The sequence below is a fragment of the Ensifer sp. ENS11 genome, from assembly GCF_014851895.1.
GTDB lineage: Bacteria > Pseudomonadota > Alphaproteobacteria > Rhizobiales > Rhizobiaceae > Ensifer > Ensifer canadensis.
In genome coordinates this window covers 58883-79965 of the sequence record NZ_JACVAN010000029.1, presented here as the reverse complement: position 1 = coordinate 79965, position 21083 = coordinate 58883, and the positions used below count along the sequence as shown (strand labels likewise).

The window sequence follows — 21083 nt, the reverse complement described above, 5'->3', positions numbered from 1 at the left end:
GAAAACGACAAATCCCCATAGACCGGCAACCGCGCTTTCCATCCCGCGGGTTCTTTCACTGGAGGCTTTCGGACGCCGGCCCGAGCCAGGCCAACGCGTGGAGCGCCAGCATCCGAAACCCATCACAAAAGCGGACCCTCGAGCCGCTGTCAGCTTTCAGCGCCTGCTTCCAGCTAACCGCCCCAATTGAGACGCTCGGGTCATAATAGCCAAGTATCCGCGCCTGAACGCTTCCTGGGCGTTCAGATCAAGGGCAGTAACGCACCCGACTGAGACGACCGGAAGCCGGCAACAGTCCGCCCAGTCTCGATGTCTCCTATCCCTCGCCTTAACGGGATACGAACCGGCGTTGGCTAGTTCGTCTTTTGTGCAGGCACGTGATATGGCGATAGACGGTGAAGAATGACAGCCGGACATCATCTTCAGAGTTTGGAAACATTGGACCGAAGCTGGAGAGAATTTATGGGTTGGAAAACGCCAAAGTTTGAATACGTGAATGGGTATAAGATCGTCGAAGTCGATGGACCCGCCTTCAAAGTTTATGACGGGGACCGTCAGTTGGGGGACCCTTTCCCCTACTCCGGCGAGGCTGCTGCTTACGCAAATTCTTTGCCGAAGCGAGATCATCAGCGCAACTAGGCAGGAAGCCTGCAAAAATCAAAGGCGAAGCAAAATTTGACGAACTCCTGTCTCCACTCGGCGTTGGAATTGCTTGGTTGGTCTGCCTTTTTTGCGGATCAGGTGAAGTCGACCGAAGCAGACCTCGTACCCAAGCGCGTCGCGTCGGTTCACCGGGCACGCATTGAGGCAATGGGCGCTACGGGGTCGGTCAGGCTAGAGCTACCAGCCAATGCCAATACGGCTGACTTCGCGGTGGGCGATTGGGTGCTTGCCGAACCCCGGTCCGACATGCTTGTCCGCCGACTTGACCGGAAAACCGTGTTTAAGCGACGCCCGGAGGTCGGACGTGGCCAACAACTTGTTGCTGCCAACATCGACACACTGTTGATCGTGACGTCGTGCAACGCCGATTTCAATATTGACCGGCTAGAACGTTACCTAATCATGGCCAACCAGGCGGGCAGCAAACCGGTCATCGTGCTGACCAAGGCTGACACCGCGGACGACGTTGGCATGTTTCAGGCCAAGGCCGAGGCTTTGCAGCGTGACCTACCTGTCGTTGCCCTGAATGGGCGCTCTGCCGATGCAAGCTCCATTTTGAGTTCCTGGTGCGGCGTTGGCCAAACCATCGCCCTGGTGGGATCGTCCGGAGTAGGAAAGTCGACGTTGGTGAACACGCTGACCGGACCTGCACCGGGCTCAAAGCAGAAAACCGGGACTATTCGCGAACATGACGCGCAAGGCCGTCACACTACGACCGCGCGCTCGCTGCATGCTATTCCGGGCGGCGGCTGGGTCATAGATACGCCCGGGATAAGAACACTTTACGTCAGCGATATCACCGACGGGATCGACACGCTTTTTTCCGACATAAGGGAACTGGCACCGCTTTGCCGATTTCGCGATTGTACCCATGCGCATGAACCGGGCTGCGCGGTTCAGGCAGCTGTCAAAAGCGGCACTTTGGCCGCCGACCGCGTTGAACGCTGGCGAAGTCTTGTTTCTGAAAACCGTGACAGAACACCTGTCATCAGCGGACCACGCGGCAACAAGATCGTTCGCAAAAAGAAATATTGAAGGTCTGACACCTTGAAGGGAATCGAACCGCCGACAGCCAAATGGCTCGTAGTTGGATTCACTCGTCTCCGAACTCGAAGGGCCATATCTGGGCCCCATGCAGGATGCGCAGAATGCGAATCCGGTCCGCTGTCACCATGTAAGCCGCGATGTAGGGTGTGCGCGGAATTACCAACTCCCGGGTTCCCTCAACTCGACCGGGACGACCGCTTTCGGGAAAGTCGAGAAGACGTCGAACGGCTCGCGCAATCTCCTCGTCGACATGGACCGCCGCCCTCGGATTTTCGCTTTCAATGTAGCTGAAGATAGCGTCTCGATCGCCAAGCGCATACTGCGCCCAGACAAGCCTCATCGGTCGTCAGCCCCTGCCTTACGCAGAGCTGCCGCCCGGCGCTCGCGGAAGCGAGCCTCAGCATCAGCATCCTCGAAATCGGGTCGCGTGTCCTCGAGAGCCTGCAACACCTTGGCGCGGAACCAGGCATCGTGGGCGTCACTGCTACCAACCATTTCCAGCGGTAGTGAGCCTTCGTTCGCCGTCCGAGTTAGAAGGATTCGAACAGCATCCGAGACGGTCAACCCCATGTTCTGCAGAACGGCCGTAGCGCGGTCCTTAATATCGGCATCAATCCGCGTCTGGACCAGTGCATTTGCAGCCATCACATATCTCCTTCACAAAGCATCAATGTAATGCAACTGCATGACATAATCCAGTATCGTCGCGAACAGTAAAACGTGGCCTCGACGTTCCCGTCGATACATTATGCGATCTGTTGAGCACACGTGCCGCGGTCACCGAAACGTATCGGGTGCAGACGCCCTTTTGGGAACCTTATGCGCCCCACGACGTTTTGCCAGTACACATACCCATCTGACGCTTCCTCCGCCGCCTGACAAATGGCCGTTTGCGCCAAGATCCGACACGCGGGAGCGTTTCAATGACTAGGCATGTCAAATATGAAAGAGAAGCCCTGCTTCGCGGCTGGGACGCAGTCTACGATGTGGAAGAATTCATTCGGGCCTATCGTTTGGCACCGCTTGCCGCGCGCGAAATCTTTACTAAGGCCGGCCCCCGCAGGCTCGATCTAGCAAATGCCATGGATGCACGAAAGTTGCAGCAGGGCACCATCAGTCGGTAATGCACTTATGTCTGACGTTTGACGGAAGTCTGTTGCCTCAGTGCAATATTGCGCGCAGGGTATTTCGTCGACAGCGATTGAAGCGGGCGCTGTCGCGAACGGGTCATTATCTGCCTGTGCCCCAACCAAAGGAGGACGTCATGTCTTCCACCCATCCAGAACACTATCTTGATGCCGACGACCTCAGCCTATTGGTCGAGGTGCTTACCGATGCGGGTTTCTACGGAACGACAGCCAAAGCAGATCCAAGTGGACGACTTGCTGCCACGTGTTTCCTGATGACTGCGCTCGAAAACGGTATCAATAGCCGCGAAAGGCTGACTGCAGCCCTTGTCGAACGTGGCGATGCTTCAAGCGGAGAACATCAGACGCCTCAGCAGACGAAAGCCGAGGCGATTGACCGATGGGATGACGAAGGCGGCGCTATCTCAAGCGTCACCGCGAAGTCGCCAGCTTGAACGGCTACCGATCGGCCGTCAGCCCTTCTTATGTTCCAAACGAGAGAATTCGATGCACACACTGCCCAGCATGACAGGCCACCATCTCGGCCCCCGCGATCTTTCAGTGGTGAGCAGGGTTTTTGAAGCGACCTGTTTGAAGACACGGCTCCAGGAGCGCGGCATGCAGGCCGATCGGCTGGCGAGGTTCATCATGGATGAATTCCGGTTCGGCAACACGGATGAAGCGTCCCTTCTGGAATGTGCTCTTTGGCACGAGACGCGACGTATTCCGCCCAAAGCGAAGAACCATTCTATCGTTGACATGCGAACAGCAAGAACGCGCGAGGGTCGTGATTCCGGCCAAATACCCAAAACCGGCGCTCCTCACGATCGAGTCACTCGCTAGCCGTCTCACCCCACCCGACAGCTACTGCCCGTCCGCCAACCCTCTGACGTCAAAATACCTGGCCGCCCCTCATGGGCAGCCAGCACGACCAGGCGCGTTGCCTGGAGCATGACAGAGAGCCCTCTAACCACAGGAGCCATCATGGCCAAGGAAATCAAAACGCTGGACGTGCTTTTTCACGATACGTTGAAGGACGTCTATTTCGCCGAAAACAAGATCGTCGACACACTGCCGAAGATGCGCGATTCCGCCAAGAGCACGCAGCTCAAGGATGCATTTATCAAGCATCTCGGCGAGACAAAGGTTCATGTCGAGCGACTCGAGGAGGTCTTCAAGATCATCGGCAAGAAGCCGGAAAAGAAGACATGTGACGCGATCATGGGCATCACCAAGGAAGGCGCCTCGATCATGGACGAGTATGAAGGCTCGCCCGCGCTCGACGCCGGATTGCTCGCGGCTGCGCAGGCTGTCGAACACTACGAAATGTCACGCTATGGCACCTTGCGGACGTGGGCCCTGGAACTGGGCATGAAAGATGCCGCCAAGCTCCTCCAGACGACGCTCGACGAAGAGCAGGCGACAGACATAGCTCTGACCGCGATCGCCACCAAGGTCGTGAATCAGACCGCAGAAAAAGCGGCCTGAAGCATTTCCAGTAAAAGTGCGAAGCGGTTTTCCGTCAGGACATGCGTAAAAGCAAAGAGATAGAGCGCTTCCGCGGCTCTGACTCAACCGGGAAAGCTCTACGTGAATATCGGCCCGGCTTGATCCTATCAAGCCGGGCAAAGGCAGTCTCGGCCGACGCGTGCGAGAATCCGAGATGGACCATAGATTATGTCCCGCCCCGGCGCGCGACACTGTGGCCAAATCACGCGGTTATCGATTGCATTTGTCGGGAAGGAGACCAAAGTGGTGTCAGGCAGATCTTCGAGCAAGCTCTAAGCCACCGTTTCCTGCGGATATGCCCCAACCGAAGGAGGACCAGATGTCTTCCAACATAGCTCCCCACGTCCCCACTCCCCTCAATATCAAGATGTTGAAACGGGTGCTCGACACCGCCGGAATGTTCAATGTCAGAAGCGCCTGGCACCGAGCGAAGAGACGCGCCGCAGCTCAATTTCTGATCACGGCATTTCAAGGCGGCGTTCACTCCGAGGCAGCGCTCGTCACCATTCTGTTGAGCCAGATCGAGATGCTCTCCTCGCCTTTTTCGAATGACGATTTGGATCGGTGGGAAAATGAAGGTGGCGGCATGGCGTTTGGTCGCTCCGCAACCACAGAAACAATCCATTGACCGGATTGAGCACCAATTCTCGCGACAAGGCTCGGCGCCTGGTTGATGCAGCAAACCTGCTCTTGAGACGATACACAGCAAGGCGTGAAATTCGACAACGTCAAGCGGGGCGTCAACGCCATCGATTTTATCTTAGTTGGCAAGTCAGCCCTTTGGGCCCGCTCCGATGTCCTCGGGCAGTACGGAGCGCGACGCCGATTGCGTCCGCTCTTCGAGTTCAGCTGCGACCCACTCGAGAAACAAATTGTATGCGACGGCCAACAAAGTGGGTCCAAGAAAAAGTCCAATCAACCCAAAGGCCAGCACACCACCAACGAGCCCAAACAAGCCCAGCAACACCGGCAGGTTACTGTTTTGGTTGAGCAGGTACGGGCGAAGAAAGTTGTCAATGCTGCTGACGAGAAGCAGACCCCAGATGGCGATGAAGATCGCCCAGCCCATGGAACCCTGAGAAAGCAACCAAAGTGCAACAGGCCCCCACACGAAGGGCGGCCCCCCCGGCACAAATGACAGCGCGAAGGTCAGGCAGCCCAACAATAGAGGTTGAGGCACACCGGCAATCCAAAAACCGATGCCGGCCAGCAGGCCCTGCGCAAGTGCGGTTCCGATCATCCCGTAGACGACACCTTTGACGGTCATACCGATGACCGTCAGCAATCTCTTGGCCCGGGGACCGGCAACGCGCTCGCTGATCTGGCGCATGAAGCCGATCATGCGGCGACCGTGCAGGAACAAAAAGAAGGTGATGAATATGCTGAGCGCGAGTTCAAGGAGGACGCCACCGAGGGCGGCTCCGCCTGCAAGAGCAATATCGGTGACAGGGCCTGTTAGTTTCTTGAGTTCGACGATAAATGCTGGTGCATCATGAGCGAGGTTTTCCCAGTAGGCCGCCACGCCTTCGCCGACGATCGGCAGACCTTTAATCCAGTTGGGCGGCGCCGAAGGCCCCTCCTCCAAGACGTGCGTAATTCCCTCGGCCAGATTTTTCATGTCGTCGGCGAGCGCGGTCACAAGGAAGGCAAGCGGTGCAGCCAAAACAAAGATAACCAGCATCGTCATTATTGCTGCGGCAACTGCGCGGTATCCTCCGACCGCACGCTCGCATTGGCGGTAGAGCGGCCACGTCGAGTAACAGATCACCGCAGCCCACAATATGGCCGACAGGAAGGGCCAAAGGACCAGGGCACAAGCAACAACCAGCAGGGCAAGCGTACTGATACCGAGAACTGACCCAATCCATCTGCGAAGATCTGACATTGCCCGATCCGCCTCCTTCTGTAGCGCCACGACGGCTCTATACCCACTCGCCGTTCTGCGCGAACGCCGAGTGGGTATGGCAAGCCGAATTGCACGCGAACACGCGGAAATGCTGGCAGCTTAAGAACGGCCGGAGTATACGCACACGCCGTTGGTTGCACGGTGGTTGCGCTGCCGTTTCGCTTCATCGCCACGCCGATCGTGCAAACGACGCCCCTGGTGCCGGCAATACGATGGACTGTCTGCACGGGACCGACGTGCATCGCAAACCAGAATTCGCTGCGCCGCTTTTTGAAGCGAGGAGATCTGAGTGGCCGCAACGATGTGCGCTCGCGAACCCGTATCGCGCGATGTTGGGTAATTGCCCCTTACCTCCTCGGGATAACCCGATCGGTCCAAGAAGGGCATGGACGAGTGTCCGTCCATTGACGAATGTTCAATACCAGCGCCCGCGACCGTACCAGCCACCACTGAGCACGAGAACGATGAGAACTATGATGAGGAGTGTGGTGATATCCATTTGGGTCTCCTGGGAGTACCCTGGTTATCGTCAATCACGATGATGGACGATGCTGTTTTCGTGCTGTACTCCGACGTAACATAACGCGCCAAACGTGTCTTCGTTCCAGCTCGAATAGAGGGCGGCCAGAAAGCCGCCCCTCATCGACTGGGTGCGCTATTTGGCGCGGCGCCAGACACCGTTGACGCCGTCACCCTTAACGTCTCCAGCCTTCTTGTCTTCGGCATAGGTGTAAAGCGGCTTGCCGTCGTAGGCCCACATCTCCTTGCCGGCCGTGTCCTTGACAAGCGACCACTCGCCTACCGCCTTCGATTTTGCTGCGGCGTGGAACGCGGGCCACGTCTTCAGGCAATCGGCGTCGCAGTTCGACTTGCCCTTGCTGTCCTTGTCGAACGTGTAAAGGGTCATGCCCTTTTCCGTGGTCATGACCTTGCCCACCTTGGTGTCGACCATCTTGGCCGGTTCGGCGGCAAAGGCCGACCATGACGTGGCGGCGGCTACGCCCAATGCGATTAGAACGGTTTTCATTGATTTTTTCCCATCGGGGATGCCAGCGGAATGCCAGTAGTGCCCGAAGTCTAACACACAGAAACGCGCAGCTTCAGTGGCAGTTCCCTGACACACCAACTGAACGGGCTCGAAGTGCGCTGCATCTGTCGGCAGATAATGACAAACCAGGCGAGCGATAGGTCGGCAGCGCTTGATGAGGTCACTGGGTCAGGGCGTCGGACTGTGTTGTCTGCGCCGACCCTGTAAACATGATCGTTGCCGGTCTAAATGCCCAGACCAGCAGAATACTCGTGGTGACGATGATCAGAGAGAAAACGAGACGATTTGACATGGCGCCTTCCTCCATATTTGGAGCGCTGTGAATGCGGGTTACAGCATTCGTCGCCGTTGTCAGGTCGAACATTTCTGGCAAGGAGACGCGCGGGAGCCTTCCTTGTGGCCTCGCGGTCCGTGCGGTTCGGGAGCAGTTTCAGGGATCCGGTCGCCGCATGGCAACGGAAGCAAGTGTATCACAGTTCTTGCTTGCAAACGCGGCGGAGCCGCCGCGTCAAACGATCAATTGCACGATGTGGGAGAAAGGCGTCATCGCCCACCTGCCGTTATTATCCTTGGCTGTTCTGTAAATGATGAAGTCACGGCCGATGGTGAACTTCCCATGCATGGTGATCTCGTTACCGGTTGAGAGCACGGCTCGAAGCTCGTTTGCATGGTGTTTCTCAATTTGGTCGCTGATCAAATCGGCTAGGACCTGATCCAAGATTTCCGGCTTTGAATCAGTCAATGGATCCCCCCTCTCTTTTTGAGACACATTGCGGATGCGACGACCTCGGTACGGCAAACGCGACCACCCAACGTTTGCCGCAGCGAATTTTTGTGCTTAGCCAAGCGGCAAAGCAACGGGTTTTAAGATCGTGCTCGCGATTGTGCCTGAGTGGAAGCGAACGGCAACACGGCAAGGACAGACCGGAAGGTGTGAGCGGTTCCTGGGCGGCAAGACGATCCGCGCGAGGTCCGGCGCAAATTCCCCTCGTCAGCTACTGGTTTGCGGCAAAGACCTCGTTATCCGCAACCAATGCTACCGCGCGGAATCTGATGCATGGCAGCGATCTTTCAAACAGGGTCATTCCGAGTTCCCGAAGGTCAAGCTGCTGTCCTGTCGACTTCCGCAACGTGATCCCGGTGTGTAATTGAAACATGTGTGCCGGGCCTTGCATCTGCCACGGTGATCCGTGCATCCAGCTGGTTGCTGAGCGCTTCCACGATCCCCGTGCCCAAGCCGGGCTTCACTTCAATTCCCCCTGTCGGCATACCTACGCCGTCATCGCCGACCTGGAGGGTCCAGTCTTTTCCTTTGGCGTGGTAGTCGACGGTGATTTTGCCCTCGCGGTGCTTCGGGAATGCGTGTTTGAGCGCATTGATCACCAGCTCGGTAACGATGAGACCGAGGCTTATCGAGGTGTTTGCCTCGATAAAGGTCTTGTCCACGTCGACTTCGATCGAGAGCTGTTCGGGGTCGTAGATCATCGAAGCTCCGAGACTTCTGCAAAGCTGCTCGAAATAGCAGCGGAGTTCGACCTCACCGACACTGGATGTAGCGAGCTGCTGTTGGACCGCAGCGATGGACATGACCCTGCTGTGCGCGGACTTCAAATGGTTGCGGGTCTCTTCGGACTGAACCTTGCGAGCGCTCTGCAAAAGTATGCTCGCAATGATCTGCAAGCTGTTGGCGACACGGTGCTGGACCTCTTGCAGAAGGATCGCCTTTTCTCGCAGCAGGTCGTCCTTCACCCTCTCGGCGACCCGCGCATCGGTGACGTCGGCAACCGTCAAAAGCAGGCGGAGTTGCGATGTATCGGCATAGTCAAGCAATTGAGCGTCAAGGACCAGCCGCCGGGTATCATGGTCCGGGCGTTTCAGATCCATCTCATAACCACGCACATCGGCAACTCCTGCCGCAGTTGCCTCAAGCAACACCGATAATTGGGCGAGGTTCCACTCTCCATCGCCCAGTTGGGTGAAGCGCTTTGCCGCGGCCGTAGAGGCGTCGATCCGAAAGGCCCTGTAGAAGGAGGTGCTGGCCGCGACCACGCGGAGATCGCCATCGAGAAGCACGATCGGCGCGCTCGAAGATGCAATGACCGCAAGCGCAAGACTGAGCGAGGTTTCGGGATGGAGAGGCGTGTCCCTGGTCATTGTCGTGTCCTTGCGGCCAGAGGCTCGCGGGGCAAGAGCCATCCCCAGCATGGACGTAGACGGGTTATGATTGGGAGAGGAACTGATCCGGACGCATACTACCACGAATATCGAGAGCACGTTCACTTAATCGATCGAAACTACAGCGATGGCTGGAACACCACAGAGCGCAGGAACGGTCATAGCTGCCACAGGATAAATGCCCGACCAGCAACCAAGACGCGGAACGGGTCAACAGGTCCTGACCCTAGTCTTTATCTTCCGGTGGTCGGCGCCGAATTTGGATGAGGCCCCTGCGCATGGCGTCTTTCAGATTGAGAATGTCAAGAAGATCGTCCGCTTCATCGCGCTGCAAATGCGACATCAGATAACCGTCTAAAACAACCGGCTGCCCGGTGAAGACATCGATCACCGTCCACACATTGTTGGCTTCGACCTTCAGATCATACCGTTGTGTCGCCATGGTTCAGCGCAGTCCAACGTCGGTGTTCACGGCATGCCCGGCCGCATGTGGCATGGGAGGACGACCATCGGCGTTGCCCTGAGGCGGTCTGAATGCCCAGACAAGGATAACCGACACTGCCACCAGCAACAGTGAAAAGACCAAGCGGGAGGACATTGTGGCTCTCCTTCATCGAAGGCGACCAGCGACGGTGGGGAGCCCGCATGGTCGATCATCAATCGCGGGCAAGAAACCGCAGAAGCGCCTTCTGCAACGTCTCGGCAGCCGTTCGGTTCATGGCCACTTCGATCGGGCCCTCGTCGCATTCCAGGCAGAGCGTGCCGATCAGTGGCACCTTATGGAGGGTGATGATGTCGCTTTCGTAGAGCTTGTTCGGCTCGGACATGGCAGTCCCCAATTCCAAACAAAGAGCTTACCACATTCGCAGCGGATACGGGGCTTTATCCCCCACGATGGCACCTGTTGATCGCTCGGTGAGACAGGAGCCGCAACCTCCAGAGAAACATCGATGAAGCTGGACGAATAGGAGAGTTCACGTCGGCCGACAGGCACAACCGCCTCAATTGAAACTCAATCGACGCGCTATGCTATAGGCAAGTTGATTTGGCCGATGTGGCTTTCGCGGTAGAACTTCGAACCGCCCCAATCCCCTAAATTCTCGACAGACAGGCAGGCTCGGCGTCAGTGCTTGCGGCCAACGCGTCTCGAAACAGATCTCGAGCCGTCTGTCCGGCCCATCGCAACGAGCATCTTTGATCCGTCTACAGCCAGCGCGAAAATGCGGAACGGCTGTTGCAGCCGAATTAATCTTACCAACGCTTGAGGAGGACTGAGACCACTATGAACGCTCTATCTTTCACGAAACGTATCATCCGCGGCCCGCGCGACACGTCACCGATCCACCGCTTTCATGTTGGCCAACTTGTCCGCTCCAAGGGGGCGCTGACGAGAGAGTCAATATCTGGAGAAACGTATCGCATCGTTGCGACGCTGCCGATCCGCGACGATGCGCTCCAGTATCGCATCCGCAGCAGCCGCGAAACCCATGAGCGGGTGACGGATGAAGGCAATCTCGAAGTGATTGTCAGTGCCGGCAAGGATGGGATGGCGTTGGCCGAGCGAGCATTCAGAACGGCACATATCCTATAACGACCAGGCCAACTCATCCAACCAGATCAGCCACGGGAGGCGATCATGAAGTACCACATACCAGCTCAGATCTACCTCTTCGACTATCGCGGTTTGTTTGCCTGGATTGCTCTTTCGGTCGCGGTCTGTGTGGTCATCACCACGATCCTCTTCGGCCGGATCTTGTGATGGCGCGGCACGGAGCCAAACGCCCATCATCACTCCGAACGCTAGATATCAGACAAGGCTCGTTCGGGATCTGCAAGGTCCAACAGAGCAATCAATGATCCCGTCTTCGTCAAAAGCATAACGCTCGACAGGCAGGAACGCGCCGCCGCGCATACGCCGGCGTCGGAAGGAGACATCATGTTCAATCGAACCAACCATCGATCCATCCACTTCAATCGGCCCTTCCAGTTGCCCGACACCGAGGAAACGTTCGCGGCCGGCGACTACGACGTGGACGAAGACGAGGTCCTCATCGAAGGCCTTTCCTGGCTTGCCTACCGACGCGTTGCGACCTTTATCAAAGTGCCGGCAACGATAGAAAATCAGTATCGCATGCGCTTGATCGCGATCGAACCCGACGAACTTGAACGCATCATCACATTGGATGGTACCGGGAACATTCCTCACTCGCAGCCACACGCTTGAAGGTACCGCTGGGTGTAACCGAGCGGTATCACGGCGATACGAAGAACGGGAGAACGACGATGCCCCACCGAGAGCATGCACGCACCATTATACGCTGGAAGAACGAGGGCCACGCGCCACACCAAATTCATGGCCGCTATCAATTCGGCCGACGTGTTGAAGTGGACGGATCCTGGACGATCTACCACGTCTTCAGCGGCAAGCCTGCGCAGGTCGATGCGTGGAGAATGACTGGCCTCAATCGTGAGAATGCAGACCAAGCCCTCGACGTTCTCAATACATACTGAGCACGACGCGAAGACCGCTGCACAGGTTTGGTGCAGAGATCCGGACTTGAGCGGATGGGTATCTTTGAAGTGGCATACTATGCCGTGGCTGCCTTGCGGACGGATTTCGGGCGTGCGCCCGGCAAGCATTCGGTTGAAGACTGCGCAGCCGAGGGCGACTTCGGTCTGCTGAACGGGAAGCGATCGGGCCGCAAACGCCGCCCGATGATGGACTTGTATCACCCGATGGCGGTCTCGACGCGTTTGCCGTAAACGTTGGAGGCCTGCCATTTCATCCGGCAGTATCTGCTGATTACGGCGATATGCTGGTCCCGTTGGCCGGGTTCGTCACCCTGAACTTTATCTTTCGCAAGGCGTGGTGTTTGAAAGGCATGGCTACACTACAATCGCTATGGCGGAAGCCTCTTGCCTAACCCACACCAACAAACGATCCGTGCACCAACGCCGTTCAAGCACCGTTCTCAGTATCCCATCCCACCCATGCCGCCGTTGCCGGCCGGCCCGGCGGAATCTCTTGAGGGACTGTCGGCGATCATCGCTTCGGCAGTGATCAGAAGTGCCGCGATTGAGCCCGCGTCCTGCAAAGCGGTCCGCACAACCTTCGCCGGGTCGACGATGCCGGCTTTGATCATATCGACATAGGTCTCCGTCTGCGCGTCAAAGCCCTGGTTGTGATCCCTGCTGTCGGTGAGTTTTCCCACGACGATCGAGCCTTCGACACCGGCGTTCTCGGCGATCTGCCGGATCGGAGCTTCCAGCGCCCTGAGCACGATCGAGATGCCCGCCGTGACGTCCGCATTCGCTCCGGTCAGTCCGACCAGGACCGACCTGGCACGCAACAGGGCAACACCACCGCCAGGAACAATGCCTTCCTCAGCCGCTGCGCGCGTGGCGTTCAGCGCATCGTCGATACGGTCCTTCTTTTCCTTGACCTCGATTTCGGTCGCGCCGCCGACGCGGATGACCGCGACGCCGCCGGCGAGTTTCGCCAGGCGTTCCTGGAGTTTTTCCTTGTCATAGTCGGAGGTCGTCTCCTCGATCTGTGCCTTGATCTGCTGGATGCGCGCCTGGATGGTCGCTTTATCGCCGGAGCCGTCGATAATCGTGGTGGTGTCCTTCTCGATCAGCACGCGCTTGGCATGGCCGAGCATGTCGAGCGTAACGTTCTCGAGCTTGATGCCGAGATCCTCAGAGATCATCTGGCCGGCCGTGAGGACGGCAATGTCTTCCAGTATGGCCCTGCGGCGATCGCCGAAGCCCGGCGCCTTGACGGCCGCGATCTTCAGGCCACCGCGCAACTTGTTTACGACCAGCGTCGCCAGAACCTCCCCCTCGACATCCTCGCAAAGGATCAGCAACGGTTTGCCGCTCTGCACGACCGCCTCGAGTATCGGCAGCATCGCTTGCAAATTGCCAAGCTTCTTTTCGTGGATGAGGATGTAGGGGTCCTCCAGTTCCACGCGCATCTTCTCGGCATTCGTGACGAAATAGGGCGAGAGATAGCCGCGGTCGAATTGCATGCCCTCGACAACGTCGAGCTCGGTCTCGGCAGTCTTGGCTTCCTCGACGGTGATGACGCCTTCATTGCCGACCTTGTCCATCGCCTTGGCGATCATCTCGCCGACTGTCGCGTCGCCATTGGCGGCAATGGTTCCGACTTGCGCGATCTCGCCCGAAGACTCGACCTTCTTGGCGCGCACCTGGATTTCCTTGACGACAGCAGCGACACCAAGGTCGATGCCACGCTTGAGATCCATGGGGTTCATGCCGGCGGCAACGAGCTTGACGCCTTCGCGCAGGATGGAGGCAGCGAGCACAGTCGCCGTCGTGGTGCCGTCACCGGCGAGGTCGTTGGTCTTAGAGGCCACCTCGCGCACCATCTGCGCGCCCATGTTCTCGAACTTGTCGGCCAGCTCGATTTCCCTGGCAACTGCGACCCCGTCCTTGGTGATGCGCGGCGCGCCATAGGCCCTGTCGATGACAACATTGCGGCCCTTGGGGCCCAGCGTCACCTTGACGGCGTTGTTGAGCAACTCGACACCGCGCAGCATGCGATCGCGCGCATCAGTGGAGAATTTGATTTCCTTGGCAGACATTATGTTCGTCCAGTTCGGTCTTGAGATTGCGGGGTTGGAAATCGACTGTCAGGCAGCTTTCTCGGCCGCGACGGTCTTTCGACGACGCCCATGATGTCGGGCTCGTTCACGATCAGGGGTTCCTCGCCGTCAATCTTGAAATCGGTACCGGACCATTTGCCAAACAAAATCCTATCACCGGCCTTAACGTCGAGCGGAATCAGCTTGCCGCCTTCATTACGGGTGCCTCGACAAACGGCGATCACTTCGCCTTCCTGCGGCTTTTCCTTGGTAATGTCGCGAATGATGATCCCGCCCTTGGATTTGAGATAGCCTTGCGCGCGCCGGATGACGGCGCGGTCATGGAGTGGACGGATTTTCATAGAGATTCTTTCTGCTGCCGGCACATAGGGCGGCTGCAATCCTTACATAGCACCTTTGGCACTCGATTGATAGGAGTGCCAAGAAATAGCCGTTAAGGCTTTGAGGGGTCAGTTCCGGCTTCACACGCCTGGCGTCGCGGATCCGCGAGCAAGGCACCGATGTTTTCGGCTTCAGCGAGCAAAAGACGCCGGGGAGCCTCCGTCAGGCATGCCGCAGGTTCATCTACACGGAAAACCTCCTACCGATCGCCGCGTCAAATGGTGCGGAATCGGCTCAGACGCCCACTCCGCTCCAGCAGCCGAACGCCGCGACGCCCTTGGGCTTCACGTGGAGCCGATAGCAAACTGCTAGTCGCGCGAACTGGCGGATCGAGCGAGTTCGCCGGCGACATCGGGGGGCACCAGTTCAAGGGCTTTTACGAGCGAACCAATGCGATCGACGGTTTGGCTGCGGTCCGCCGCGCGGAGCATATCCGGGCTCTCGGGCAGCCATATTCGTCTCCTTCAGCTTATAATATAGAACGTCGCCCTTCAGCCAATGGCAATTGACGACTTGCCATCTGCCTACCATTCGGCACTATTAATCACTGATGCCTCGCGATTAGACCATCTCCCTCGCGCTCAGCGTCATAGCAACGGTCGCGACAGACCCCTTCATTAATTCGTTCTATTGGGGACGGTTGCGGAACGGATGCAAATTGGAAACGTTTCCTCAAATCGGCCGTGGAATGAACCCCTGCCGTAAGGTGGTAGCCAGCGGGATTCGCGCAACCAGAAACACTCATTCCGCCCAAGTCCGATTACTAACGGGAGAACGCGACTGACGACCCGCTGCTGGTCGGAGAACCTTAGAGAGCACGATGGCTAACCAACATGGTCGAAATGATTTAGCCGGCGCGAACATTGTGACAGTGTTCGGCGGAACGGGCTTCGTTGGGCGGCGGATCGTGCGCAGGCTTCTGGATAAGGGTATCGATGTACGTGCCGTCTCGCGTCATCCCTCAAAGAACACGTTGGACAACGCCTCCGATAAGAAGCCATCTCAGCAGATCGACGCTGACATACTGGTTCCATCCTCGATCGTCGCTGCCGTGGCTGGATCTCGCGCTGTTGTGAATGCGGTCAGCCTTTATGTCGAGCGCGGTAAGGAGACCTTCGAGCGTGTCCATGTAGAAGCCGCAGCCGCTCTGGCGACCGCTTCGCGGGATGTCGGCGTCGAGACGTTCATCCAGATTTCCGGCATCGGATCGGATCCGAATTCCCGTTCGAATTACATCCGGGCGCGGGGTCGCGGTGAGGACGTGGTGAAGGCGGCGTTTCCAGGCGCGGTGATCGTCCGTCCCGCTGTCATGACGGGCCTCGACGATGCGTTCATCACAACGATCGCGAGGCTGGTATGCCTCCTCCCGATCTATCCGCTGTTCGGCGAAGGGAGCACTCGGCTGCAACCGGTATATGTCGAGGACGTGGCGGAGGCTGTGAGCCGCTTGGCTCTGGGTCAGAATCCCACGGGTGCATCGATTTTCGAGTGCGCCGGTCCGCGCATTTATTCGTATCGGGAACTCGTTCAGAAGGTCGCCATTCAATTCAAGGTGCGAACCAGGCCGGTACCTGTGCCATTCGCGGTATGGAACATCTTGGCGGCGGCTACGGAGTTTCTTCCCGCGGCGCCGCTCACGCGCAACCAAGTTGATCTCATGCGTCGTGACAATGTCGCGGCAAGCGATCTGCCGGGCCTGGAAGAACTGGGCATTGAACCCCGCAGCGTCGAAGAGGTCGTCCGCATGCTCGCGCACGCGGCTTGAGTCCGAACCCTCAATGGAACCGTTGCAAACCGAGCGTCACCGCCGCATCGATGTAGGAGAGATTGCGAATGGTCAGCGCCTGCGAGCGGGTGACCGGCGCCATCTTGGGAATGATCGGCGGCGCAATGGCAAGAACGAGGTTGAGGTCGATGCCGTAGACCAGATTGCGCCCAAGGCTCGACACCAGCACCAGCGCCAGCGATCGTCGAGCGGTTCATGGAAATCCAAGCTTTTTAGACCGGAACGTGAACATTTTCGCAACAAGCCGAGCACAGGACCCGTGAAGAACGGCTCTCTTCGACCCTGAGTTCCCCTTTGCACCTGTGAACAGGCGGTGTGCACCAGATTGCAAACGTAAGCGGAACGCGAGGCACGGCAATTCGGTCTCGGCGGTAAAATTTGGCCTGCTGCATTTTCGCAGGAACTGTCAACTGCCGCCGAGATCAATTGCAAGCTCGAGAGCAGCCGTGGCAAATTCCTGACACGTGCGACGTAGCCGAACCTGGGATATGCGACTTGAGGGCAGCTATGCTTTTCGAAGCTGCCTATGTCGCCAAACGAAACTTGCCGCCCTCTATCGCCTCGATCACCATGCCGAGCGTTTCACGGCGTGTTTGTCCATCGGTACATAGAACATGCGGCTCAAGCTGTTCCAGCGATGAGAACTGTTGATGGAGTGCGGTAATAGGCACAGGGTCGGTCAACGTGTCGCCACCACGCTCTTGACAGCGAAGAATGGCCACATCCAACGGCGGCCGCAGGACAACGTAGTGGAGTGGCGCGGCGAGTCTCCTGAAGTGTTGCAGAAACCATGGGCCGATTATGCCATCCACAACGACAAAAAAACCGCCCCTGGCGTATCCTTCGGCAACATTTGCGATCACATCCATGACTACGGCGTTCTGTTCATGCGCTTCGGGCAGATAGGGTGGAATCGCGCCGTTTTTGATGAAGTGCCAGAAGTCATCAGAATGAAGATGAGCCTTGGGTGATCCGCGTTCTTCGGCAAGGGCTAGTGCCGTGGTAGTTTTTCCGGAGCCGGGTGGGCCTGTGAGAATGAGTATTTCGCCTGCGTGATTCATAACGTTGATTTTATCAGGTGACGCGACGTTCCCGCAATCTGCGACGATCCATAATATGCCGATCTGCGATCGTGCGAGGTCGGACGCGATGGAGCCGGTGTGTCTAAGTATCGAATTTCCCGCATGACAGGTTCTTCGATACTCTCGACTCTGACGCCGCAGACCACTCCGGTAATCATCCCTCCGGGACGGGTACACCCGCCGCCCGCACGCGGGGGCTAGGATCCTGCCGGGTCTTCCGGTGTCTCGACTCCGCGATCTGGATCCCAGTCTTCAACCCCATCGAAGAAGTCCTTCACTGCTTCGACGGCCTGGTTCCAGAACGCTTCGCCAGGCAGGGGCTGGACATCACCGCCGCCCGCTTCGATTTTCGCCCTGACTGTTTCCGGCGTTTCGCGGACATATTGGCGCTTTCCTCCAATATCGAGCGCAGAGTTGATCCCATCCTTTCCCGGCGAGGCTACCGGGATGGGCCCGCTCGATTTCGCGGGATTGAACCAGACGGGGGAGCCACCTGGTTGTGTGAGAGAATCGAGACCCGGAAGCTCCGCCTTGACCAGTGCCGCAACGGCAGACGCCTCCTCCATCACAAACAGGGCTCGGACGGAGTTTACCAGGGTGTTTCCGAGGTCATTGTCCCAATGAGCGACTGTCTTTCTGATGCGAAGCACAGTGGTCCCATCGAGGTCCAGCGCGTCGCCATTCGATTGCGTGAGATTGATCATGTGATCCTCCTTGCCTCGCGATCAGACGTCAATCAGAGATTGCTTTAATAACAAAGAGTTGTCGAGTGGCATTTCGCACGGTGAAGTGGCGCACGGCAAGCCGATTGGCCAAGGGCCTCGCACAACGAAGGCTTGCGGCATGGTACTACTTTCGGGCGAATTTTTCTCAGACACTCGCTGTCATACGATGGATCCTCTTTCCAAGGGAGATCGGGAGCCCTTCAATGCAAGTTCGCTCGACAATAACGCGTGAGGATCTTGCCGAGATCATCGAGATCGAAGGCGAAGGCGATTATATCTACGACCACGATTTGCAGGTAACAGAGCACGATGGTTATGTTGTCGTTCTGCTTGATAAATTGCGGGGTGTAGTCAAGTCGCACGATAACCCAGGAAACCTCGTCGGTGATGGCCTGAGGGGGCGCGTCGAACTCTATATCCTCCATGCGAAAAGTGAATTCCGTAGCCTTAAGCTCCGGATAGTGTCCCAGCCTGGCGCTGCATTCCGACTTACCATCGGGTACGTCAGGAAGACCGCCACGGATTTACAGAAGGAATTGCCCTGCAAGCTCTGCAAGGCCGCTTGCAAGCTCACCCTAACGGTAATTCTGGCTAGCCTGGGGATTCCGTATTTGAGTCCCGAAGGGGCCGATGCCGGCATGGACCTAACCACGTTTCAGGACCAGATACGTCCAATCCTGGAAGATCCTCAGGCATTGGCATATCGCGCTGTCGCCGAGTTGCTTACTCAGACTGGTCTTCTTGGCGCGCTCCGGGTTGCGCTCGAACTCGTCGGCTGGATTTGGGATATCGAAGAGCGCTTCTATACTTTCGCCTGCTCGAAGGCGGGCTGCTGTCCCTAGGCGAGCTGGAGCCTAGTCATCACGAAGGCGATTGATCAGTTGGCGAAGTTCCATGACATTCGGCTTCAGTTCAAACAAATGCAGCCGTCACGGCAGCCCCGGACGGAGCGTGAGCAGGTTGCCCGGCGGTGGATGCGCCTCAGAGCAAGCGAGTTGGCGCGGCCTACGAGGAGGCGACCCTTTCTCAATCGGAGTCGAATCCCTTGGGAGCGCTGCCCGCAGTCGTCGAGTAGAAACGACGCTTGGATTAACTACTTGGCATCGTCGTAAGCGCGACGGTATTCCTGGATAGTGTGCAGATTATCACGAACCCAAAAGTTGAACCCTTCAAGGGCGCGCAAGGCCCCGCCTCCCATCTCGGTCAACTCATATTCAACACGCGGCGGCACTTCAGGAAAATAATGGCGTACAACGAGGCCGCTACGCTCCAGATTGCGCAGCGTAAGCGTCAACATCCGCTGGGTGACGCCATCAACCTCTTTCTTAAGGGCTGAGAAACGGAGCCGATGCTCCTTCGCGAGCGAAAGGCGCCAAAGGACTTGAACAGTCCATTTGTCGCCCAGCAGCGTGCACACCCCGTTTCCTTGGATCGGTCTGAACAGACCATTATCCTCAGATACTTGCAGCGCATCGGCATGGAAATGTTTGTCCAAGGGTATCATCCTTGTGCCTGATGCTGAAAAATGTGCCGTCTTCCGGCGATTTTCCATTCGTATATATGGATGACCCTTGTTGTTCAACGCGAGGGTTTTCAATGACCAATGGCAAACAGCCAATTTTTGTTTTCGGCGCCACCGGACGACAGGGAGGATCTGTCGCCAAAGCCTTATTGAAGGTGGGATGGCCTGTTCGCGCGCTCGTTTTGAATTCTACTGATGCCGCGTCTTTAGAACTGGGGATTGCAGGCGTCGAGCTTGTCCAGGGCGCCTTCGAAAACACGGACGTGATCCGCACAGCTATGAAAGACACCTATGGTGTTTTCAGCGTACTGCCGGCCAATTTGGCGGCAGAAGACGAAGTCCGCTACGGTATCTCAATTGCTGATCTGGCAGCCGAAATCGGCGTCGAACATCTCGTTTATTCTTCAGGCGCTAGCGTTGGGGATGAACTGACAGGGGTCGCGCGTTTCGACGCCAAGCCTCGCATCGAAAGGCACGTTCGAGAACTCGCCATCACCGCGACCATCATCCGGCCGATGATCTTCATGGAGATGCTCGTACGACCTGGTTTCGGTTTGGATGAAGGACGGTTGGTATCCCTGATCAGACCGGATCATTCTATCCAGCTTACCGCCGTGGAGGACATCGGCAAATTTGTTGCTGCGGTGTTTGCTGACAAGACCCGCTTCGGCGGCATGACGTTGAAGATCGCAAGCGACCGTGTGACGGGGCACGAGCTTGAAGCCGCCCTTACCGAAGGCGCCGGTCGCCCAATCTCCTACGCACGCTTTCCCGATGACGTTCTCGCGGCGAATGCGGACCTCGCACACATGGCGAAGAGCTTGGAAGATGGTCCGCTTGCAGAATGTGTCGATCTGAACGCCATGCGTGAGATCAACCCAGAGCTACTCACTTTCCGATCTTGGCTTGCCGGGAACGGACGCAGGGCACTCGATGAAGCCTTGAGAACAACCAACACGCTGGCGTAACTCCGACTTTAATCACCCGGGTTCTGATAGCGCGCGAGCAGGAAAGCACCAACACTCGCTGTTCCTGATGGCTCTGGTAGGGCGAGCTGCCGCGTGGCCGAAAGCCGGCATGACGCAGGCCGAGCTTGATACCGAAATCGGGACTGGTGCCCTATTGGAGACTTGCAATGGCGACCAAGCGCAGATTTCTTCGAGGCGATCGATTGCGAATTAGCAACGGCGAAACTCTAGGGCGTGCAACCACAATTGCCCTCCGATTGCGCGTCAATCGTAGTTTGGCTCAGCCACTTGGCTCAGCTTGGGCTTTGGCGGTAAGGCCTCGGCGACCTGGGCCGGCACGGAAGCCGCACTGCGACCTAGCCGATTCCGGCTATCGCAGCTTCCTAGCCGAAAATGTCCGGCATTAGGTAGCCAAAACCACCAGACCTAAGATGGCATCGCGACTACCCTGTTTCCGGGGGAAAACGGAGCCTCGAATGAGTGTAGCGTACGAGTTGGAGTAGAAGCGGGCCGCCT

The 21083-nt window shown here is 57.5% G+C and carries 25 protein-coding genes and 4 pseudogenes; 12 read left to right on the top strand and 17 right to left on the bottom strand.

Annotated features, from left to right (window positions below; genetic code table 11):
* Positions 1–675 precede the first annotated feature (675 nt).
* On the top strand, positions 676–1698 hold the full coding sequence (rsgA, locus tag IB264_RS31775; protein WP_192435048.1) for a ribosome small subunit-dependent GTPase A: 1023 nt from the start codon (positions 676–678) through the stop codon (positions 1696–1698).
* A 58-nt stretch (positions 1699–1756) separates the two neighbouring features.
* Here the strand turns inward: rsgA and IB264_RS31770 are convergent, their stop codons facing one another.
* Both IB264_RS31770 and IB264_RS31765 read right to left on the bottom strand, forming a co-directional pair.
* The gene (locus IB264_RS31770) at positions 1757–2050 is read right to left on the bottom strand and encodes a type II toxin-antitoxin system RelE/ParE family toxin (protein ID WP_192435046.1); all 294 of its coding nucleotides are present in this window, start codon (positions 2048–2050) and stop codon (positions 1757–1759) included.
* On the bottom strand, positions 2047–2355 hold the full coding sequence (locus tag IB264_RS31765) for a type II toxin-antitoxin system RelB/DinJ family antitoxin (RefSeq protein ID WP_192435044.1): 309 nt from the start codon (positions 2353–2355) through the stop codon (positions 2047–2049). Before IB264_RS31765 ends, IB264_RS31770 begins: the two co-directional genes overlap by 4 nt.
* A gap of 278 nt (positions 2356–2633) precedes the next feature.
* Between IB264_RS31765 and IB264_RS31760 the strand changes: the two genes are divergently transcribed.
* From IB264_RS31760 to IB264_RS31740, 4 genes are all read left to right on the top strand, one after another.
* Positions 2634–2834, top strand: a complete 201-nt coding sequence (locus IB264_RS31760) for a hypothetical protein (RefSeq protein ID WP_192435042.1) — start codon at positions 2634–2636, stop codon at positions 2832–2834.
* Between the two features lie 140 nt (positions 2835–2974).
* Complete coding sequence (locus IB264_RS31755; RefSeq protein ID WP_192435040.1) at positions 2975–3292, top strand: hypothetical protein; 318 nt, start codon at positions 2975–2977, stop codon at positions 3290–3292.
* Positions 3293–3821: 529 nt separating this feature from the next.
* On the top strand, positions 3822–4325 hold the full coding sequence (locus IB264_RS31745) for a ferritin-like domain-containing protein (RefSeq protein ID WP_192435036.1): 504 nt from the start codon (positions 3822–3824) through the stop codon (positions 4323–4325).
* A gap of 340 nt (positions 4326–4665) precedes the next feature.
* Positions 4666–4974 carry a hypothetical protein gene (locus IB264_RS31740; RefSeq protein ID WP_192435034.1) on the top strand — a complete coding sequence of 103 codons (309 nt, stop codon included), beginning with the start codon at positions 4666–4668 and terminating at the stop codon, positions 4972–4974.
* A gap of 127 nt (positions 4975–5101) precedes the next feature.
* Here IB264_RS31740 and IB264_RS31735 read toward each other — a convergent pair.
* From IB264_RS31735 to IB264_RS31710, 7 genes and pseudogenes are all read right to left on the bottom strand, one after another.
* A pseudogene (locus IB264_RS31735) lies at positions 5102–6231 on the bottom strand (AI-2E family transporter).
* Between the two features lie 676 nt (positions 6232–6907).
* The gene (locus IB264_RS31730) at positions 6908–7279 is read right to left on the bottom strand and encodes a hypothetical protein (protein ID WP_192435030.1); all 372 of its coding nucleotides are present in this window, start codon (positions 7277–7279) and stop codon (positions 6908–6910) included.
* A gap of 181 nt (positions 7280–7460) precedes the next feature.
* Positions 7461–7592 carry a hypothetical protein gene (locus IB264_RS35200; protein WP_256435895.1) on the bottom strand — a complete coding sequence of 44 codons (132 nt, stop codon included), beginning with the start codon at positions 7590–7592 and terminating at the stop codon, positions 7461–7463.
* A gap of 216 nt (positions 7593–7808) precedes the next feature.
* A complete protein-coding gene (locus IB264_RS31725) occupies positions 7809–8042 on the bottom strand; it encodes a hypothetical protein (protein WP_192435028.1) in 234 nt (77 codons plus the stop codon).
* A gap of 359 nt (positions 8043–8401) precedes the next feature.
* Positions 8402–9454, bottom strand: a complete 1053-nt coding sequence (locus IB264_RS31720; RefSeq protein WP_192435026.1) for a sensor histidine kinase — start codon at positions 9452–9454, stop codon at positions 8402–8404.
* A 247-nt stretch (positions 9455–9701) separates the two neighbouring features.
* Positions 9702–9917: a hypothetical protein gene (locus tag IB264_RS31715; RefSeq protein ID WP_192435024.1), complete on the bottom strand. Its 216-nt coding sequence runs from the start codon at positions 9915–9917 to the stop codon at positions 9702–9704.
* Between the two features lie 214 nt (positions 9918–10131).
* Positions 10132–10302, bottom strand: a complete 171-nt coding sequence (locus tag IB264_RS31710) for a hypothetical protein (RefSeq protein WP_192435022.1) — start codon at positions 10300–10302, stop codon at positions 10132–10134.
* A 455-nt stretch (positions 10303–10757) separates the two neighbouring features.
* Between IB264_RS31710 and IB264_RS31705 the strand changes: the two genes are divergently transcribed.
* The 3 genes from IB264_RS31705 (at position 10758) to IB264_RS31700 (ending at position 11699) form a co-directional block, all read left to right on the top strand.
* Positions 10758–11066, top strand: a complete 309-nt coding sequence (locus IB264_RS31705; RefSeq protein WP_192435020.1) for a hypothetical protein — start codon at positions 10758–10760, stop codon at positions 11064–11066.
* Positions 11067–11111: 45 nt separating this feature from the next.
* On the top strand, positions 11112–11234 hold the full coding sequence (locus tag IB264_RS35195) for a hypothetical protein (protein WP_256435894.1): 123 nt from the start codon (positions 11112–11114) through the stop codon (positions 11232–11234).
* Between the two features lie 177 nt (positions 11235–11411).
* The gene (locus IB264_RS31700; RefSeq protein ID WP_192435018.1) at positions 11412–11699 is read left to right on the top strand and encodes a hypothetical protein; all 288 of its coding nucleotides are present in this window, start codon (positions 11412–11414) and stop codon (positions 11697–11699) included.
* Between the two features lie 364 nt (positions 11700–12063).
* Here the strand turns inward: IB264_RS31700 and IB264_RS31695 are convergent.
* The 3 genes and pseudogenes from IB264_RS31695 to IB264_RS31685 form a co-directional block, all read right to left on the bottom strand.
* Positions 12064–12318, bottom strand: a pseudogene (locus IB264_RS31695) (IS5/IS1182 family transposase); the annotation flags it as partial.
* Between the two features lie 129 nt (positions 12319–12447).
* The gene (gene groL / locus IB264_RS31690; protein WP_192435016.1) at positions 12448–14082 is read right to left on the bottom strand and encodes a chaperonin GroEL; all 1635 of its coding nucleotides are present in this window, start codon (positions 14080–14082) and stop codon (positions 12448–12450) included.
* A complete protein-coding gene (locus tag IB264_RS31685) occupies positions 14082–14444 on the bottom strand; it encodes a co-chaperone GroES (RefSeq protein WP_025430838.1) in 363 nt (120 codons plus the stop codon). The genes groL and IB264_RS31685 overlap by 1 nt, the downstream gene beginning before the upstream one ends.
* Before the next feature lie 113 nt (positions 14445–14557).
* Here IB264_RS31685 and IB264_RS34980 point away from each other — a divergent pair.
* Together IB264_RS34980 and IB264_RS31680 are read left to right on the top strand one after the other, a co-directional pair.
* A pseudogene (locus IB264_RS34980) lies at positions 14558–14764 on the top strand (NYN domain-containing protein); the annotation flags it as partial.
* A gap of 540 nt (positions 14765–15304) precedes the next feature.
* Entirely contained in the window at positions 15305–16249 is a 945-nt protein-coding gene (locus IB264_RS31680; protein WP_192435015.1) for a complex I NDUFA9 subunit family protein, read from the top strand.
* 10 nt (positions 16250–16259) lie between these two features.
* Here IB264_RS31680 and IB264_RS31675 read toward each other — a convergent pair whose 3' ends face one another.
* The 4 genes and pseudogenes from IB264_RS31675 to IB264_RS31660 form a co-directional block, all read right to left on the bottom strand.
* Positions 16260–16433 (bottom strand): hypothetical protein, encoded by a 174-nt coding sequence (locus tag IB264_RS31675; protein ID WP_192435013.1) that lies wholly within the window; start codon positions 16431–16433, stop codon positions 16260–16262.
* Positions 16434–16794: 361 nt separating this feature from the next.
* The gene (locus tag IB264_RS31670; RefSeq protein ID WP_192435011.1) at positions 16795–17331 is read right to left on the bottom strand and encodes an AAA family ATPase; all 537 of its coding nucleotides are present in this window, start codon (positions 17329–17331) and stop codon (positions 16795–16797) included.
* Positions 17328–17510 (bottom strand): annotated as a pseudogene (locus IB264_RS34975) (DUF2200 family protein); the annotation flags it as partial. The gene IB264_RS31670 and the pseudogene IB264_RS34975, both read right to left, overlap by 4 nt.
* A gap of 39 nt (positions 17511–17549) precedes the next feature.
* Positions 17550–18056, bottom strand: coding sequence for a hypothetical protein (locus IB264_RS31660; RefSeq protein WP_192435009.1), 507 nt, complete (start codon positions 18054–18056; stop codon positions 17550–17552).
* Positions 18057–18280: 224 nt separating this feature from the next.
* On the opposite strand from IB264_RS31660, the gene IB264_RS31655 reads away from it, so the two are divergent.
* Entirely contained in the window at positions 18281–18919 is a 639-nt protein-coding gene (locus tag IB264_RS31655) for a hypothetical protein (protein ID WP_192435007.1), read from the top strand.
* A gap of 251 nt (positions 18920–19170) precedes the next feature.
* On the opposite strand, the gene IB264_RS31650 is transcribed toward IB264_RS31655, so the two are convergent.
* Positions 19171–19581 (bottom strand): helix-turn-helix domain-containing protein, encoded by a 411-nt coding sequence (locus IB264_RS31650; protein ID WP_192435054.1) that lies wholly within the window; start codon positions 19579–19581, stop codon positions 19171–19173.
* A 92-nt stretch (positions 19582–19673) separates the two neighbouring features.
* Here IB264_RS31650 and IB264_RS31645 point away from each other — a divergent pair, with 92 nt between their 5' ends.
* A complete protein-coding gene (locus IB264_RS31645; RefSeq protein WP_192435005.1) occupies positions 19674–20567 on the top strand; it encodes an NmrA/HSCARG family protein in 894 nt (297 codons plus the stop codon).
* Positions 20568–21083 lie beyond the last annotated feature (516 nt).